Source organism: Planctomycetota bacterium (assembly GCA_016207825.1).
GTDB lineage: Bacteria > Planctomycetota > MHYJ01 > JACQXL01 > JACQZI01 > JACQZI01.
The window spans coordinates 1-18,435 of record JACQZI010000014.1 but is presented as its reverse complement, the minus strand read 5'-3'; the positions used below and the strand labels follow the sequence as shown (position 1 = coordinate 18,435).

General features: G+C 45.6%; 11 protein-coding genes. All 11 read right to left on the bottom strand.

What is annotated here, in order from left to right:
- Positions 1-358: 358 nt before the first annotated feature.
- The 11 genes from HY811_06710 to HY811_06660 all read right to left on the bottom strand — a co-directional run bounded on the left by HY811_06710 (position 359) and on the right by HY811_06660 (position 18,259).
- Entirely contained in the window at positions 359-1,417 is a 1,059-nt protein-coding gene (locus tag HY811_06710; GenBank protein MBI4834491.1) for a ChaN family lipoprotein, read from the bottom strand.
- A 168-nt stretch (positions 1,418-1,585) separates the two neighbouring features.
- A complete protein-coding gene (locus tag HY811_06705; GenBank protein MBI4834490.1) occupies positions 1,586-2,812 on the bottom strand; it encodes an ATP-binding protein in 1,227 nt (408 codons plus the stop codon).
- A gap of 148 nt (positions 2,813-2,960) precedes the next feature.
- Entirely contained in the window at positions 2,961-5,777 is a 2,817-nt protein-coding gene (ileS, locus tag HY811_06700) for an isoleucine--tRNA ligase (GenBank protein MBI4834489.1), read from the bottom strand.
- Between the two features lie 139 nt (positions 5,778-5,916).
- Complete coding sequence (locus tag HY811_06695) at positions 5,917-7,335, bottom strand: MFS transporter (protein MBI4834488.1); 1,419 nt, start codon at positions 7,333-7,335, stop codon at positions 5,917-5,919.
- Positions 7,336-7,502: 167 nt separating this feature from the next.
- Entirely contained in the window at positions 7,503-10,613 is a 3,111-nt protein-coding gene (locus HY811_06690) for an FHA domain-containing protein (protein MBI4834487.1), read from the bottom strand.
- Positions 10,614-10,682: 69 nt separating this feature from the next.
- Complete coding sequence (locus tag HY811_06685) at positions 10,683-11,204, bottom strand: sigma-70 family RNA polymerase sigma factor (GenBank protein ID MBI4834486.1); 522 nt, start codon at positions 11,202-11,204, stop codon at positions 10,683-10,685.
- A 353-nt stretch (positions 11,205-11,557) separates the two neighbouring features.
- Positions 11,558-13,432, bottom strand: coding sequence for a hypothetical protein (locus HY811_06680; GenBank protein MBI4834485.1), 1,875 nt, complete (start codon positions 13,430-13,432; stop codon positions 11,558-11,560).
- Between the two features lie 183 nt (positions 13,433-13,615).
- The gene (locus HY811_06675; GenBank protein MBI4834484.1) at positions 13,616-14,026 is read right to left on the bottom strand and encodes a hypothetical protein; all 411 of its coding nucleotides are present in this window, start codon (positions 14,024-14,026) and stop codon (positions 13,616-13,618) included.
- Between the two features lie 134 nt (positions 14,027-14,160).
- Positions 14,161-15,990, bottom strand: a complete 1,830-nt coding sequence (locus HY811_06670) for a hypothetical protein (GenBank protein ID MBI4834483.1) — start codon at positions 15,988-15,990, stop codon at positions 14,161-14,163.
- Positions 15,991-16,152: 162 nt separating this feature from the next.
- Entirely contained in the window at positions 16,153-16,590 is a 438-nt protein-coding gene (locus HY811_06665) for a hypothetical protein (GenBank protein MBI4834482.1), read from the bottom strand.
- Entirely contained in the window at positions 16,568-18,259 is a 1,692-nt protein-coding gene (locus HY811_06660) for a hypothetical protein (GenBank protein MBI4834481.1), read from the bottom strand. The genes HY811_06665 and HY811_06660 overlap by 23 nt, the downstream gene beginning before the upstream one ends.
- Positions 18,260-18,435: the final 176 nt, after the last annotated feature.

Here is an 18,435-nt window from a genome sequence, read left to right as displayed (position 1 = left end):
TATCTGTCCGGTGGGGTGCGAAATCTTTAGCTGTTCCAAAGTTTATAGGGCTCAGATTGATATGGTTCTTTCCGCAGTAAATACTTCGGATAATTAGAATGATTGGTATTAATAAATAAGGGGTTAGAGCTAAATCGCTTTACTCCGGACGGCGCAAGCCACCTTAATTTCATCAAAGAGAACGGGCAACTGTTCTTGGAGGTGAAAGTTTCCCAGGTCTAACTTTTGTCAAACCAATGATAAATCGGGGGCATTCTTCGGAACGCCCCTTTTTTTATTGTATCTAACCCCGAACCCTATTTCCCCTCTTCCTTATGGTGTAGGACTATAGTCCTAACCACTGAAAATCTGATTAAAGTTATCGTGGAACGATTTTCTGGAACATCTTCTTGGGGAATTTAGACATGTCCGCTTCCGGCGATTCTGGGGAAAAGGTGATAAAATCCGCTATCCCGGAACTCAATAATTGCCCGTAATCCACCTTGCCCTGCGCGTTTGTCTCCACCGGAATCAGGGTCTTATAGTTCATCTGATACCGCTTGGCCGCCCGGCTGGGTGTGTTAAACTTGTATTCAATATGCGCCCGCCCCTCAATCGCCATTATCCGGACCGGTATCCTAGGCGCATCTGCATAATGAAAATACGCCTTAAAATAATTGGCAATGGTTTCCCCCATGGTTTCATCCCAGACGCATTGCCCCCAATACATCCGGTCGAATTGCTCCTCGGTAAAGACGCCCATTTGAATCATCGCCTCGGATTGCTTATGTATGTATTCCTTGTGCGCCTTGTTGGTCAAATCTATATCTTTGGCGACGTATTGCTTTTCCTCGTCGGTCAGTCCGTCCCAGCCGACCTGTGAATATTTTGCCTTGAGCGGGTTATAGACATTAAGCCCGAGCAGGGGCAGTTTGTTTTCCCCGGCGTAAAGGATGAACCTCCGATAATATTTATCATACCAGTCTTTATTCAATCCCTGCAGGATAAGAGGGACTAATTCCGCCTCGGTCATCTTCCCGGCGGTATAGGCATCAAGCTCTTTTTGGATGGGGCGGTAAAGGAATTCCATTGCCAGGACTGTTTTATGGCCTTTGTCTTCATTAAAAGCCTTTAAGACCTCCAGCTGGAGGGCGTGCTGGGGTTCGTTGTTATGGCTTTCCCCGAATAAGAGCACCTGGACGCCTTTCATCCGATTGATGAACTCCGGGAAATCTATGATTTCATTCTTTTCCACATCGACGAATGTTTTATAGAGTTGGTCTATCGGGATGGCTTTCAGGTTTTCCGGGGTTGCTTTTAGGAAGACAGGTTTCTTGGCTTCAACGGTGCTTCCGGTATTTGAGCACTGCATTATAAGCGCCGCCGCGGCGATAAGCATCAGTGCAATCATCCATTTCTTAGTGTTTTGTAGCGTCATATTTCATCTCCTTATTTATATAATATAACTAACGGAGCCCAGCGACGTCCCCGTAGTCCCGCCTTGCGACCAAAGGCTATAGTCCCCTTTAGGGGGAAGTCCTTTAGGGCGGGATGAAGCGGGACAACTACATTCTAAATCCCCGTCTAATTAGTTATTTCCCGCTGATTAGGTAAAATAAGTCCACGGGATTGCGGTTATTTTTTCAGTAATCCGTTTTACCTCTTTCCCTGTGTAAATTACTATACCCTGTTCCGTTTGCGGATGTTGTTCGATAAACGCCCTCAGGTTAGCCGTATCCGCATAGCTGATTTTATCGCTTTTCTTTATTTCCAATGCTAGGAGTTTCCTGCCGTATTCCAGGATAAAATCCACTTCGGTCCCGTTTTCGGTGCGCCAATAGTATATCCTTCCGCGGGGGGTCAAAAGATTATTCCATATCCTGAGGTGGTGATAAACCAGCCCTTCAAAAAGCGCGCCGAGCTCCCGCGCCTGCTTTAATGCTTTGGCATCATAAATGCCCATCAGGAAAACTGCCAATGCCGGGTCAAGCCAGTATATTTTGGGGGCTTTTACCACCCGCTTGGTCCGGTTCTTAAAATAGCCGGACACTAATTCAATAATATGGGAGACTTCCAGTAGGTTGATATAACGGGTAGCGGTCGGGCGGGATAATCCGGCATCACGCGCGGCATCCGCCCGGTTCAATATATTTCCAGTCCGCGCGGCTAAGACGCCCATCAGGCGCCGGAAATCCGGCAGGGAATCTATTTGCGATAAATCCCTTAAATCACGCTCTAAGTATGTGGCAATATAGCCTTCCCACCATTCCAAAACCGGCTTACGCCCTTTAATGGCCAAAAGCGGAGGCATTAATCCTTTTAAGAGGCAATCGATAATATCCGTATTGCTTTTTACTGATGCTTTGGGTGATTTCCCCGCGAAAAGCGGGATAAGCGGGTTATCCGCCGCCTTTTTATGTATCTCGCCCAGGCTCATCGGATATAACACGAAATATACCGCCCGGCCGGCTAAACTTTCAGAGATCCTTTTCATTAAAAGCAGGTTAGCCGACCCGGAAAGGACAAACCGCTGTTTGGGGTCGGAATCCACCGCGTGTTTTATGGCGGAAAGAAGCCTAGTTGATTTCTGCGCTTCGTCAATAATCACCCGTTTCCGGCCAAACCAGAGGTTAGAAGGGTCTTTCTGGGCGCGCGCTAATAACTCAAAATCATCAAGTGAAATATAATGCCAGACGTTAAAGAGCGATTCCTCGCGCAGCAGAGTGGTTTTACCGGTCTGGCGGGCGCCGGTTAAGACAACCACTTTAAATGTTTTAATCGAATCTGATATCAGGCCGGTCAGCCATCTTTTCCTGTAGGACGCGGTTTTCATATTTGCATTGCCGTGAACGTAAAACGTTCACAACGTGAACTATATTATATCAAAGGAAAGTTTCTGTCAAATGATTAATGTTTTTATATTTTCTGTTCCGGGAATGCCATCGGGCGAAGCCCCGCCTTTTTCCAAAACGCCTGCTAAGCTATTTCCCGCTGATTACCGGGATGCAACGGTCGCAGAGGGTCGGATAGTTATTATCCTTGCCCACAGCTTCCCGATAGTTCCAGCACCGCTCGCATTTCTGGTAACTGCATTTCTTTGCCGCGATAAAGATTTCCGGGATATCGGTTCCAGCGCCGGCGTTTTCCGGCTTTTTCTCCGCAAGGTGCGCCTGGGAAATTATCAATATTGCAGGCAGGGATTTCTCATACTGTTTCAGGAGCTTTGACCACTCCGCGTTTTCCGTGTAAAGCGTTACCTCGGCTTCAAGCGAGCTCCCCAGCGTCCCGTCTTTTCTTAGTGTGTCGAGCTTCCTGCTTACCTCGGTCTTAATCTTTAAGAGCTTCGCCCAGTTGGCTTCCAGCTCCGCATTGATGTATTTGTCATTCGCCTTGGGCCAGTCGGCCAGATGGACGCTTTCCTGTTTTCCATCCAGGTTGATTTCCGTCCAGATTTCCTCGGCCGTGTGGGCGAGAATCGGCGCGACCAGCTTGGTCAGGCCCGTGGCAATTTCGTGCATCACGGTCTGTGCCGAACGCCGCTCAACGCTATCCACGGCAAATGTATAGAGCCGGTCTTTAAGGACATCTATATAAAACGAGCTCATCTCCACCACGCAGAATTCGTAAATCTCGCGGTATGCCTTGTGGAATTCGAAAGAATCATAAGCCGCGGTGATGACTTTGATAAGGTTATGGAGCTTGCTCAATGCCCATTTATCGATTTCTGTCATGGATTCGTATTTCACCATGTTGGCTTTGGGGTTAAAGTCATTGATATTGCCTAAGAGGTAGCGGAAGGTATTGCGAATCTTCCTGTATGGGTCGCCTTTTTCCTGCAGGATATTCATGGAAACCGGGATATCTTCCGTGAAGTTGATGGAAGAAATCCACAAGCGGATGATATCCGCACCGACTTTCCCGACCATTTCGTCCGCCAGCAAAAGCCCGCCCTTGGATTTGGAGACTTTCTCGCCTTCGGGCGTGATGACAAATCCGTGCGTCAGGACGGTTTTAAACGGCGCCACGCCGCGCGTCATGACAGAAGGCAGGAGCGAAAGCTGGAACCAGCCCCTGTGCTGGTCTGTGCCTTCCAAATATAAATCCGCCGGGAAGTGGAGCTGTTTATTTTCTATCACTGCTCCGCGGAAACTGGAGCCGGATTCAAACCAGACATCGAAAATATCGTTTTCTTTAATGAATTCAGTATGGCCGCACTTGGCGCATTTAGTTTCTTTAGGGAGGAAATCAACCGGCTGTTTCACAAACCAGCTCATCGCGCCTTCCTTGCGGAATGTTTCCCGGACGATATCGATTATCTTTTTATCCAGAAGCGGCTCATGGCACTTGGCGCAGTAGAAAACCGGGATGGGGACGCCCCAGTTGCGCTGGCGGGAGATGCACCAATCCGGCCGCTGTTCAAGCATGCTGGAGATGCGCGTTTCTCCCCAGGCAGGCACCCACTTGACTTTCCGGGTTTGGTCAAGCGCTTTTTGGCGCGTATCATTATGGTCAACGGAAATAAACCACTGTTCGGTGGCGCGGAAGATGACCGGTTTCTTGCAGCGCCAGCAGTGCGGGTATGAATGGACGACGTCCTTTTTCATGAGGAGATTGCCCTTTTCTTCCAGCATGGCGCAGATTTTCGGGTCGGCGTCAAAGACCTTTTCTCCCGGGAAGATGCCGGCCTCTTCGGTCAGCCGCCCGCTTTTATCAACCGGGCTTAAAACGGGGAGTTTGTAGCTTAAGCCGCTTTCATAGTCTTCCTGCCCGTGGCCCGGGGCGATGTGGACGATTCCGGTGCCGTCTTCCAGTGTGACGTAATCCGCCAATATCGCCCGGCATTCCCTTTTGATAAACGGGTGCTGGTAAGTGAGCCCTTCGAAAGAGCTTCCCTTGAATTTGCCTTTTATCTTATAATCCTTGATGCCGATTGTTTCCATTACCTTACTAACTAGCGACTCGGCAAAGATTAATATTTCCGCCTTATCGGATTTTTTGTCCGTGTATTCAACGATTGCATATTCAAATGCCGGATTTAACGCCACTGCCACGTTTGCCGGGAGCGTCCAGGGTGTGGTCGTCCAAATAAAGAATGAGCAGGGAACGGTGGACAATGAACATTCAGGGATTTTACTTTTTAATTGTTCAGTGTTCATTAAAAACTTAACGTAGATAGAGGGGCTTTTTTCATCGGCGTATTCCAGTTCCGCTTCGGCCAGGGCGGTTTCGCAGCTCATGCACCAGTGGATGGGTTTAAGCTTACGGTAGACGAATCCTTTTTGGACCAGGTCGCCGAAGACTTCTATAATAGCCGCTTCATATGAAGGGTTGAGGGTGAGGTAAGGATTATCCCATTCGCCCAGGACGCCGAGGGTGAGGAATTGTTTCCTTTGGATATCGATAAAGCCGCGGGCGTATTTCTCGCATTCTTTGCGGATATCGGCTTTGGGCATGGTTTTGGCTTTCTCGCCGAGTTTGGTCATGACACGGTGCTCGATAGGAAGCCCGTGGCAATCCCAGCCCGGGACATAGGGGGAATCGAAGCCCTGCATGGTCTTGAATTTGACCACGATATCCTTGAGTATTTTATTCAAAGCCGTGCCGACATGGACATCTCCGTTGGCATAGGGCGGCCCGTCGTGCAGGATGTATTTGGGCTTGCCTTTGCGCAGTTCGCGGATTTTTTCATAGAGTTTTGACTGCACCCATTTTTCCCTGATAAGCGGCTCCTTCTTTACCAGGTCGGCTTTCATGGAGAAATTGGTTTTGGGGAGGTTGATGGTATCTTTGTAGTTCATGATGTTTTCTTTCATAAGGATATTTATTTAGAGTAGGATTAGTAAAATTAACATATTATAATAATAAAAGGCGCTCCGTCAATATAAACCGATAATGCGCTCTGGATACGGATTAATATGCGGGTTGGGGCATAAAGTATTATTTAAAGGTTATTTCTTCTTTATCCGCAATGGTTTTGTCCATTTCAGAGCTGTTTCCTTTATTCAGGGTTAATGCGGCCATTAGGCTGATAAACGCCATCACCATCAGGTAATAAGCGGCGACAGTCATATCATTAAAATGGAATACGAGCCAGGTGGCAATAAGCGGTGCCGTTCCTCCAAACAAAGATAAAGATATATTGTAGCCTAAGGCAATGCCGCTATAACGCACCCGGGAAGGAAACATTTCCGCTAATGTCGTCGATACCGGACCCATAAAAAGGCTGAGCAATACGGCGAATGTTAATTGAGCAGCTAAGACCGAACCAAAGGTCGGTTGTTTTATCAGCATAAAAAGCGGATAAGCGGCAATAATCATGCTGAGTGAGCCGAGTATGAGCAATGCTTTACGCCCGCATTTATCGGAAAGCCATCCGGTTACGGGAAGCATGAGCATTAATATAAGCATGGAAATGACATTAGTCGCAAAGGCATAATTAATCGGCGGGGACATCTCATCCTCCAAAAAAGTCGGCCACCAGACAAACAATAAATAAAAACCGCCGCCGGAGAGTATTACCAACATAGCAATATGAAAAATACGCAATGGAAATTCCCTGATAGCGTCCATAATAGGATTTCGGCTGGCATCAGTGGTTTCTTTTGTATTGGTAAAATCTGAAGATTCGGATAATCCGGTCCTCATCCATAAGCCGAATATTCCTATTCCCAAGCCGGCTAAAAACGGCAATCTCCAGCCCCAACTGGCTAATGACTCTGGCGGCATAACTGCCTGGATTATTGCTGCGACCAGAGACCCTAATAGGATTCCTCCGATAAGGCTGCCTTGCGTCCAGCTTCCCCAAAAACCGCGTTCATTTGCGGGGGCGGTCTCGGTGGTAAAACATATTGAGCCGATAAACTCTCCGCCAACAGATATTCCCTGCAATAGGCGCAATATTATGAGTAAAATCGGAGCGAGCATGCCGATTTGGGCATAAGTCGGCAGGACGCTTATCAGGAACGTCGGGATTGCCATCAGCATCACGGAAATCTGGAGAGCGACTTTACGGCCGGCTTTATCGCCCATGCGGCCGAAGATTATGCCGCCGATGGGCCTGGCGAAGTAGCCTATGGCAAAAACGCCGAACGCGCTTAATAGCGAAGTTAACCGATTATTTGACGGAAAAAAATGAGCTCCGATAATCGGGGCAAAATATCCAAAAACGGCAAAGTCATACCACTCCAGGACGTTTCCGATTACCCCGGCAATAACATTTTTCCTTGAATAATAAGATTTTACCTCTCGATAGCGGTCTCTGATTTTCAGGCGGGCCCGCATGGCATAAGATAGATAGCTGGGATTATCCGTTTCGCCGCCTGGATTTTCTTGAAGCTCGTCAGGTTCATTATTCATTTGGAAAGGCTCTCTCAAGAGGCAACTCTGATAGGCCCTGTCTTTATTATTTTCAAACAGTTACTATAGAGAAAAAAACTGTTCCTATCAAGAAAAATACCGGGCTTTTTTGGGATATTTCCCGCGTATCATATGAGAGATTGGGGATAAGGTATGCTTAAGTGCGATTATCTGCCGAAATTAGTGGTGTAATAATTCGATGCGCAGCCTGGACCGATAAATATCCAGTTGCCTATCATATTAATGTGATGCCCATGGCTCCAGTACCAGCCGTCAACGCTTTCCTTCGGGCTGGCTGATGTGCTCATATAGCAATTTTCGCCTACCCCGCTGCCGTTAAATCCTTCCGTCTTTGTACGGCTTGCCGGGGTTCCGTCGCCGATTCCCTCGTGTGCAAGCTGCCTGACGCTTTGCATGTGGTTACTGTGCTTGCGGGCGGCTTTTGTTAATAGATCATGGATTTTAAGCGCCTGCAATCCCATCATGATGCGGTATTCATTTATCAGTCTGACTGTTTCTGTTTCAGGGGTGGTCGCTTCCATGTTTTTCTCGTTTTCTTCCATTACCTTTTTGTTGTATTGGATAAGTTTGGCTTCAACGGCATTTAAGGGGAAATTTTTAATATCCACTTTGGAGTTTAATGTCAGGGCGGATAAAATATCAAGCTCTTCCATATTTTCAACGGAAGGCGGAGAGTATTTTTTTATCTCGTTTGCCAGGATTTTCAGCTTATCTACCGTACCAGTAAGCGATTTATCCAGTTGGATTACCCGGTCTGTCGGCTTTTCCCATATCGCGCGGACCGCTTCGACTTTCTCATTCATTTTCTGGGACGTTTTAGGGTGAGATGCCGGAGGATCAGTCGGTCCTTCCCTGATTTCCTTTAGCGCTTCCTGCCTTTTTTGGTTAAGCTCACCTTTTATTTTCCTCAGTTTTTCTATGTCGAGTTTACCGAAACTTTTTTCGGTCGTTTTCTTGAGGGCGTTGTAGGTTTCCTGCAAGTCTTTAAGGATAATCCTGTTAAGTTCGGTTTTCTGGGAGGGGTTGGCCTCTATTAATTTCGTAATATCCAGGCATATTTTTCCCATGTCAGCCGCGGTCCGGGTGGATTTAAGGGATGAAGCCAGGGCAGTTAAGGTTTCCTGTGCAACCATATCGTTTTTCTCTGCCGGGGTCAGCCACTTATTTTTGTAAATCAGGTAGCCGCCTTCGGGCGTTTTTTTCCCGGTATATAACTCCAGCAGTTCTTCCAAGTTGGGCTTCAACGCCTTATCCCTTTTTACGATGCTATTAAAAGCGTCAAATGCCTCGTTCAGCAATTTATTTTCCAGGCAGAATATTGCTATTGGTTCAGGGTCGGCTGAAACCAAGCCTGTTTTCTTGAATAAGGAATACATTTCAGTCGGGTTGATTGAAGCCCATTTAATTGTGGAGTTGTTCGAAAGGGAAAATCCTTCGTGATTTGCTTGGATGACGGTTCCGTTGCCGGAAAGCCTGGGTAAGGAGACCGTTTTATCTTTTATCTTCTGGATTAAGCTTTCAAAAAGGGCGCTTTCTTTTTTAAGGCAGTCATGCATCGTTGAAGCCCGCTCTTTTAATGAGGGGTATTCTGTGGCTATAGTTTTGAGCGCTTCGGAATATTTGGCGGAGGCATTTTTATAATCATATTTCTTTGCCAGAATGTCTCCCTCATCCAGCAATTTTAAGGACGATTTTCTTGCCAGTGATTTTTGGTTATCTTCTTTGGCAATCAGTTTGTTAATCTCTTCGAGTCGTGCTTCCAGCTGCCCGGCGTAATTAGTTCCGCGGAAACGGGCTGCCTGGTTCTGGTAAAACCCCCTGGCTTTTTCCAGGTCGTTTCTTGCCAGAATTTCGTTGCCTTCCAGGGCGACCGGCTCAAAGCCTTTTTTAGCCTCGGCGTTGATGGTTTCCATTTCCTGTTTTATCAGTGTTTCGGCATAATCGTTGTCGTTCAGGGTCTTGAAAAACTCACAGCGTTTAACCGCATCGGAATAATTTCCTTTGGCAAGATCTTCGGTGATATCGGATTTAAAGCCCGCAAAGGATTTTTCCGATTCCTCTTTTTCCAGGATGGTTTGGTTGAGCTCGGCGATTTTGGCGTTTATCCGGGCGGTAAAAACCGTGCTCCAGGCGATTCTGGAAAGCTCCTCATATTTTCCCTTGATTAATGCAGGATCGGTTACCCAAACGATTTCCTTTTCCAGCATTTCCAATGATTCTTTCGTTTCCTTTTCCCTTGCCAGGCACTGTTCCAGATACTCTATTTTTATCTTTAAATATTCCTTTTGCGAATCGGTTAGCTCTCGTCCGTACTCCTGTAAAAATCCTTCAGCTTTACTTAAAGCCTCTTTATAAAGGTAATCTTTGGCTAGGTTGTTTACTTCGTAATATGCCTTGTCCAGTCTGGATTGCGTTTCCGTTATCTGTGCATCTGTTTTGGCGGAAGGGGATGATTTTCTTTCATTGGGAGTTCCGGTATTATAGGCTTTACCGCCACCACCGGAGTTTATGAATGCAATGATTCCGATGGCTATTAATATGCCGGCTGCGGCAGCCAGGTAAGGCGTTAATGATTCCTCACGTGGATTAATTACCCGGTGTTTTTTATGTTTATGGTGGATTTCATGTTCCGGCGATATTGCCGGTCCAACCGGTGCAGGTTGCGAGGGTTCAACTTTCGCAGTCGTCATGACAGCAGGCGCTGATTCGGCCGGTTTTTGCCCGGCGTTTGTTTCAGGGACAGTTACAGGAGGGGTAAAGATAACTATGGTGTCGCCTATTTTAATTTCATCACCGGGTGAAAGGGTTTTGTGGATTGTTTTTTCCCCGTTGATATACATGCCGTTCCTGCTATCGAGATCGGTTATTTCGAATGTATTCCCTTTACGCTCAATCCGGCAATGATTGCGCGAAATCTTGCTGTCTTCCTGCAGGCAGACCGTGCATTTTGATTTCCTCCCGAAAGTGATGATATCCTCTTTTATCTTAATTGCTTCCTCCTTACCGTCTTTACGGATGATTTTTAAGGATGATCCGGAGCTTATCTTTTCAACGATTTGTTCTTTAAGACGAGATGGGAGAGTGATGTCGGCGGTAATTTTTTCTTTAATGGATTCTTCCAGTTCCTTTTCCGCAATTACTCTTTCCGCGCATTTCAGACAGGTTTGGATATGAGTTTTGAATTCAGCTTCCTCCAGCGCCGGGAGCGATTTGCTGAGAAAATCGAAGATGTGTTTGGTGATTTCTTCGCAATTCATAATTTTACCTCATATGGTAAGCGGATTCAAGCCCGCTCCGTTTTATCAGCTTAATCAATTTACCAGGATTTATTGTTTCTTATTGCAATATTCTTCCAGATTTTTCCTGAGGAACAAGCGCGCACGTGCAAGGCGTGACATCACCGTTCCGATGGGGCACTCCATCACTTTGGCTATTTCCTCATAAGAAAGTTCGCTCAGCCATGCCAGGGTCAGGGTTTGGATGTATTCCTCGGGCAGTTTTTGGATAGCTTTTTTTATTTCATCACTGACCAGTTCGTTAATAATTTTTTTAAGGTCGGTCGGCGATTCTTTCAGCTCTACGGGCATGGATTCCAGTTTCTCTGCCGGGATAGTTATTGGTTCGTGGGCTTCCTTTTTCACGCGGTTAATATGAGTATTACGCAGTATGGCGGCAAGCCACGCCCGGCAATTAGTCCCGGGCTCGTATTTATCCCAGTTGCTATAAGCCTTAAGGTAAGTTTCCTGGGCGAGATCTTCGGCTTCTGTCTGGTTATAAGTCAGGTAAAAAGCCATACGGTAAATACTTTCTAAATGAGTAAGGGCTTCGTCAAAATTTATTTGTTGCACAACCGCATCTCACTATATATAAACAACCGAACTGTGGAAATTATTCCCGCAAAGATGAAAATACTAACTTGATATTTGACAGTCAATAAAAAGGTGTATTAAACTGGAAGGAATGTAAGAAAATAAATTAGGTGTTTCATGGGCAGACTGCATGTTCGGTAGTAATTATATTTCAGGCGGTAGTGGAGAGTGAAGTTTCTTTACGGAAAGTAAAGGGCTATGCTATGAACTTTGGAGTGAGAGTAATAATCTTTAAGGATTTTCGGGGTTTAAAACCAATATAACGCGATTCATAGTGAATATAATCAACCGTATTCTTTTTTGCTTGAGCCAATACATGAGGCGTTTCATTACTACGGCACTCCCATGCAATTTGCGTCCTCAAATTCAAGATAGGTAGAATCAAGAACCTTAACCCCAGCGCATAGGCCGCCGCCTATATCTTTTGCCAATTTATATACGATATAATACGTTCGTTGTGTTGTTGTAACCTGCCAACGATTCATGTTTAGCCAGCAGGTACCGTTGCTGAAGGTGCCTTTGCTGATGTAAGTATCGCTGGCATCCCAGAATCCATTGCCGCTGCTTTCACACCATACTTGCACTTCTATTTTGCAATCAGGGCATGCGATATCAGAGAATAATTTTACCCCTTTATCAATACGAAATTTTTTCCAGTTTGCCGTGCCGGAGTCGGTTTTCATATCAAATTTGACGTGTGCTGTTGATTGACCCTCTCTTACGGTATTGCCGTTGACCAAATCCACCCAGTTTATCGTAGCAACCCTTCCCCATCTTGCAAAATTAGGCGAGGGCAAATTTCCATTTAAAGTTTCATACATTGCAAAAGTTCGCCCACCACCTCCTGCACCACCGATATAATAAGAAGGATCAGCACAAGTACCACCAGCCCCGCCATTTGCTGTAATTCCGTTTGCCCAGCCATTAGAAATTGTAGTAGCTATAAGGACAATTGAACCACCGGCTCCTCCTCCGCCTCCACCTGTTGCAGTAACTTGAGGAGCACCACCACCTCCAAATGTTCCAGTTGTTCCCTGATTCCCGTTAGCCGTAATATAACCATAATTAGCAAAGATAGTTATGCTATTTGCTCCAATAAATAGGAAACCTCCTCCGCCACCCCCAGAAACACCTATAAGGGTTGCCCAACTTGAAGCACCCCCTGAGCCTCCACCACCTGTTCCAAGATATGCCCTTATATTTAATTGGCTAGAGTTACCATAGGTTCCACCACCTCCTCCGCCACCTGAGTAGGCATAAACTTCACTTGTAGAAACGGAACCTCCTGCTCCACCTACATTACCTGTAGCATTAGAGCCGCTGTTATGACCGGATCCGCCTGTTCCGACTGAGCCATATCCACCGCCTCCTCCACCGCCACTATAGGCACGTATATTATTTGTATAAGCGCCTCCACTTCCTCCCCCAGATGGTCCAGTGGTGCCACTACTACCACCATACCCCGTACTAATGTTATCACCACCGCCGCCACCGCCGCCGCCTGGATTTGGTGTCGCTGGGGCTACTCCATTATAAGGGCCACCTGAAGAATATAATCCCCCAAAATAACTCTCGCCAGATTGAGAATTGGCCGTATAAACAGCGCCAGCACCTCCGCGATATCCTTTGCCGTTAACCGTGATATAACCATTGGTTGCCGCGGAACCGACCGTCACGGTGCCATTAGCCCTGAAAGCCAGGACTCCACCAGTAACACCATTCCAAGCGCTGATGGAAAGTGAGCCGCCGGAATCGACGGTGACATTCGTGTAATTAGGGACGCGTTGAACCATTACCTTTTGAGTAGTCCCATTATAATTATTGGTTAAATTAGAATCAACCGTGATTGAATTAGCACCTTTCACGGAAATCCTCCTGAACTCATATAAGCCGACATTATTGTAATCACCGGCTGTCCCTTTCAGGTTAATAATGATAATTTCATCATTAACAGCTAGCCCGGCAGGAACGGCAATGCTTGATGATATAGTGTTTTGCCCGGAAGCGATATTTCCATCAACCTGCCAGGTAACAGCATCAGGCGAGCCACGCCCGCAAATTGATTGGGTATTGATATCTTTGCTTGTTATAACCGTTCCCGGCCCATCCGCGCCGTTACCAACGTCTATTGCAAAAACGAAGGAAGAACTAAAAAACAAAATAATCAAAAGGCATGGGAAATAAATCACTAATAGCCACTTTTTCATGAGAAATCCCTTCTACTTTTTTATTTTCAGATACTTATAGGGATAAAATGGAAGCATGTTATATAACATCTAAAACGAAGTTTGTCAATAGCGTTTTTTCGAAATCTTTAATTTAATATATTTTGCCATTTTATTATCTAACGTAGCCGGTTTAGCCGGCAGGCTTTCTTTGATAGTCTGATATTACCTTACGGCGGCACACCGATTGCCCTTAAAACCACAACCGGGATATTCATAATCAACCGGATTCGGGTTAGGTTTGGTGTCACGTTCCGGGCCGACCAGAATGACCAAGTCTTGCTTAGAAACACGGGGATTCGCGATGACCCATTCATTGTGGAAAGCGCGCCATGAAGTTTGATAACGGTTGCGGCAATCGCGATGGGCCGCGACGTCGCCTCCGGTCCGGCTCTTTTTATTCCGAAACTTCCAGTATAACGGCTCGTACTTAGCCTGGAGAGCAAGCAGGGGATTAATGGCCGTATCCAGTATGCCCCAAACGACTTTATTGGCTATGACCAAGTCTAAATAAGCCCTTTGTTTGTTGAAGAAATCGTCGCTATGGGTTGGTATCCAATCCGCTCTTTTTGGCATAAAACATTTCTCCTCTCATTTTATATTGCATTATTCGGGTTAAAAGGACATCCTCCTAAATTATATCTACCTCGCTGCCCCCCCCTTATTTACCCCTTATTAAGGGGTATGCAGAGTGGGGATGGGTTACCCATCTATGGGACTCCGATGCAAGTTGCGTCTTCAAACTCTAAATAGCTTGAATCCACTATCTTTACTCCCGCCCGCTGCCCACCGCCGATATCTCCTGATAACTTATATACAATATAATATGTCCGGGATGTGGTTGTTACCTGCCATCGTTTCATGTTAAGCCAGCAGATGCCGTTGCCGAAGATGCCTTTGCTGATAAATGCATCTCCTATATCCCATAACCCATTGTTATTATTTTCCATCCAGACTTGAATTTCTATTTTATTATCCGGGCAAGCGATATTAGAATATGTTTTTACTCCTTTATCAATCCTGAATCGTTTCCATTTAGCTATGCCGGAGTTAGTTTTCATGTCAAACTTGACATAGGCAACAGATTGGCCCATCTTGACGGCATTGCCGTTAACTAAATCAACCCAGTTTGTGGTAGTGACTACGGGACCCTTATAATAAGTTACTCCCCATTCGTATAAGGTCGGGGTTTGAGAAGGATTTGATGTGGAAAAATTTGCCCTGAGTTTGATTCCTGTAATTCCGTTAAATATGGCTGGATAAGCGGATGAAAGGTCGGTTCCCGGCTGGATATTAACAGCTAAAAGAGAGTCATCAGATGATTTCAAAACATCTATGGTTACGGTAGTATTCGTGGAAGAAGCAATCGTATATGTCAAAATTCCCCAGTAAGAAACCTCACTTGGTTGAATAGCAATTGATGTATAATTACCTGACGCTAAATATGGGGTAAAGTATTCCCAAGTATCATTAAGTTTACTGCCGGACTGACTCGTTTCCCCTCCAAATAATACAATTCTTTTGCGAACGGAATCATATGCCATACTATGCCTCATCCGAGTCGGAGGGTTGGTCGCAGGTGTAAGTTGAGACCAGTTTGTCCCGTTCCATTCCCAGGTATCATTTTTTGTGGTATAAGTTTCATCCTCTCCTCCTAAAAGAACTACTTTCTGGCGGTCAGAATCATAAACCATGCAAAGGTCAACGCGCGCGCTTGGCTTATTTGCCGGATTCTTATTGGTCCAGGTTTGAGACGCACCACTGGTGTGTTCCCATGTATCCTGTAAGTAAGTAATGGTAGTCCCATTATCATTATAACCGCCGAACATAACTACTTTATTGTTTGAACTGTATGATAAACCGTAACCTTCACGGCTGCCCGGAATTGTGGTTTGGCTTGGAAGAGACCATGTTCTGCTTGAATTACGCTCGTGAGTCCAGTTTCTGGAAAAATTATAGTATCCGCCGAACATAACAAGCTTACTTTGTGCAATATCATAAGCAAGTGAGAGATGATGCCTTTGGTATGAAGAAGTAAGACCTGTTTTTGATACCCAATTATTTCCATCCCATTCATAACAGTCATAAAGGTTGGCACCTGTATTATCCTGTCCGCCAAAAAGAACGGTTACCTGAAGCGTTGGGTCGTATGCCATAGCGTGTAAATACCGGGCAACAGGGATGGTGGCGGGCGATTTTTGGCTCCAGTTTATTCCATCATATTCCCATGTTTCGTTATTATAATTGTTGGTATATCCGGCAAAAAGGACTACTTTTTGCCTAGCAGAATCATAAGCAATTACATGCCCGGCACGTGCGGTGGGGGTTGCGGCACAAAATATCCTGACCCAATTGTAATTGCCTTTGTTCAATACCGTTTCGGCCGCATTTGTTGTTGTAACAGTGTTGACAAATGTCCCGTTAGTAAAAGTAACTTCAGACCAGCTGTCCGCGTAAGCTGGATTGGCCATAATCATGGTGCACATCACAAGGAGCAATGACCAAAAAACGGTAACCCATTTGGTCATGCTTTTATTCATACATTTACTCTCCTTCTGTTCAGTTTCTTTACCATCCTCGCAGTAACCTATGCTGGATTTGATCTTTTTGCTCTAACCGCAAATCGTAATTTAAATTTCGTTCCATTGTCGACACCTATTGCAAAAGCCGGGCCCAAAGGGCATTATTTTATTATAACTATATTATTGTGTCGTAAACCACCAAACATCACCTTCAGTTGTTCCGGCGTCATTAAACGGGTCAATACGCCAATAGTAGGTTGTGTTTGGCGATAATGAACTTGACAATAAAATCGACATATCAATTATTATTTTACCATTTTCGTCTTCTTCAAACCCTACTGTTAACAAATCGCTTTCAGTTGGAGGATTATTTGTGCCAAAATAAATGAAATATTCTTCGGCACCAGGCGCAGGGGAAAATCTTAATTCTCCGTTAGTTTGATCAAGAAAGACGCCAATATTAGTTGCTCCTATAGCCGGTTCAGGATTTACAGCCTTACTCGGAGATTCACTAACCTGACCATTACTACCCCTGCCGCTGCCTCCTCCGCTACTTCCACTTCCGGTATCAGATCCATATCTGCCATCTGTATGCTCAACTAAAGTTTGCCCATACAATATAATACGTTCGTGATTGAGTTGTCACTTGCCACCGCTTCATATTAAGCCAGCAGGTGCCATTGGTAAAATTCCCTTTAGAGATAAACGTATCGCTTGAATCCCAGAAACCGTTATTGTTATTTTCACACCAGATCTGGACTTCTATTTTAGAATCAGGGCAGGCGATATTAGAGAATGATTTAACTCCTTTATCAATGCGAAACTTTTTCCATTTAACCGTATCATTGCTTGCTTGCATATTAAACTTGACATGTGCAATAGATTGCCCCATTTGAATTGATTTCCCATTAATTAAATCAGTCCATTCGGTAGTCGTAACCACATTGCCGGAGATTAAATAAAAATCCTGATAGGCATAAGCAACCGGATTAGTCGTTCCAGCAATAGAATCGACGTAATCTAATCTAATGCGACCAACCCCTCCTGCCCCTCCAGCATAATTACCAGTTCCGCCGGAACCGCCGGTTGCGGTAACTAATGATATTCCAAGGTAATGAGATATTGCTTTTAAATATATAGAACCGCCGCTTCCACCGCCACCACCGCCGGCGCTAACCGAGGCACCATTATTACCATTGTTCTGAATTAAGCCATTAACCTTGATAATGTTAGCAATAATATAAATAATCCCGCCGCCTTTACCGCCAGCTCCGGCGCCGCCAATGGTTCCTCTTCGGTTACCAGAACCACCTCCACTTCCTAAATACAGTTTGGTGATTTCTTGGACGCCTACGGTACCGCCACCACCGCCCCCGCCGCCATAAGGAGTTAATCCGCTTTTATAACCAGCGCCACCATTACCACCTGTTGCATATTGTCCTGTACCGCCTGAAGAAGCAACTCCATAGTAACCTGTACCCCCAGTGCCGCTTGTTCCATATCCACCGCCACCACCACCGCCAGCGGAGCTGCCATTATCTGCAATTCCACCACCACCGCCAGCAGCACCAATTCCTCCGGCACCGCCACCAGTAGTTCCATTCCCGCCACCACCACCGCCTTGTCCAGTTCCAGAAGAACCTGTTCCAGCCGCGCCATTATAAGTCTCGCCGCCAGTTGCCGTCCCATAGCTTATTTCTGAACCGCCGTTAAATCCTTTGCCGGTTAGATTAATCGTTCCGTCTACTTGAACCGTTCCTGTTGCGCGGAAGAAAAGAACGCCTGATTTACTTCCATTCCAAGGATTGACGGTTAAGGCTCGACCGGATGCAATTGTAACATCCGTATAATTCGGGACACGTTGTAACATTATTCTTTGGCCGGTAAAGGCGTTTCCATAGGTATTAGAAAGCGGTGAAGTAAAAGTAATATCCGTATCGTTAATAGATGCAATAATTTTTGTTTCATAATTACCGACATTGCTGTAATCAGAAGAAATACCCTTTAAATTAATAATTAGAATTTCGTTACCAACAGCCAGACCGGTAGGAGCGGTGGTTAATGTAACAGTATTAACGCCCGCATTAACCGTATTGGTTACCACGAAATTAACGGCGTCGGCTAAGCCAGCCCGACCGGATTGTTGAGTATCGGTATTAATGTTAAAATCCACGGAGGTGATATTCAACGCTCCATCCGCACCGGTGCCATCGGCGTAAACGTAAGTTGTTGCCAGAGTGCAAAGCATGAAAATGCATGATAAGCTAAAACGTGTAAATGTTTTCATAATTATCTCCTCTTTTTCTCATTTGCTTCAAGAGCAGGATTTTGATGTACACTTTTTTCGGCGTCATTTTAGTCTTATCCTCTTATTTAATAAAGAGTTATAACTTTTCAGGAAATACAAGGTGGGGGGGTAGGTAGTCCCCCTCGCGCGGGGTACTCCTCGTAAAGATGTGGGGT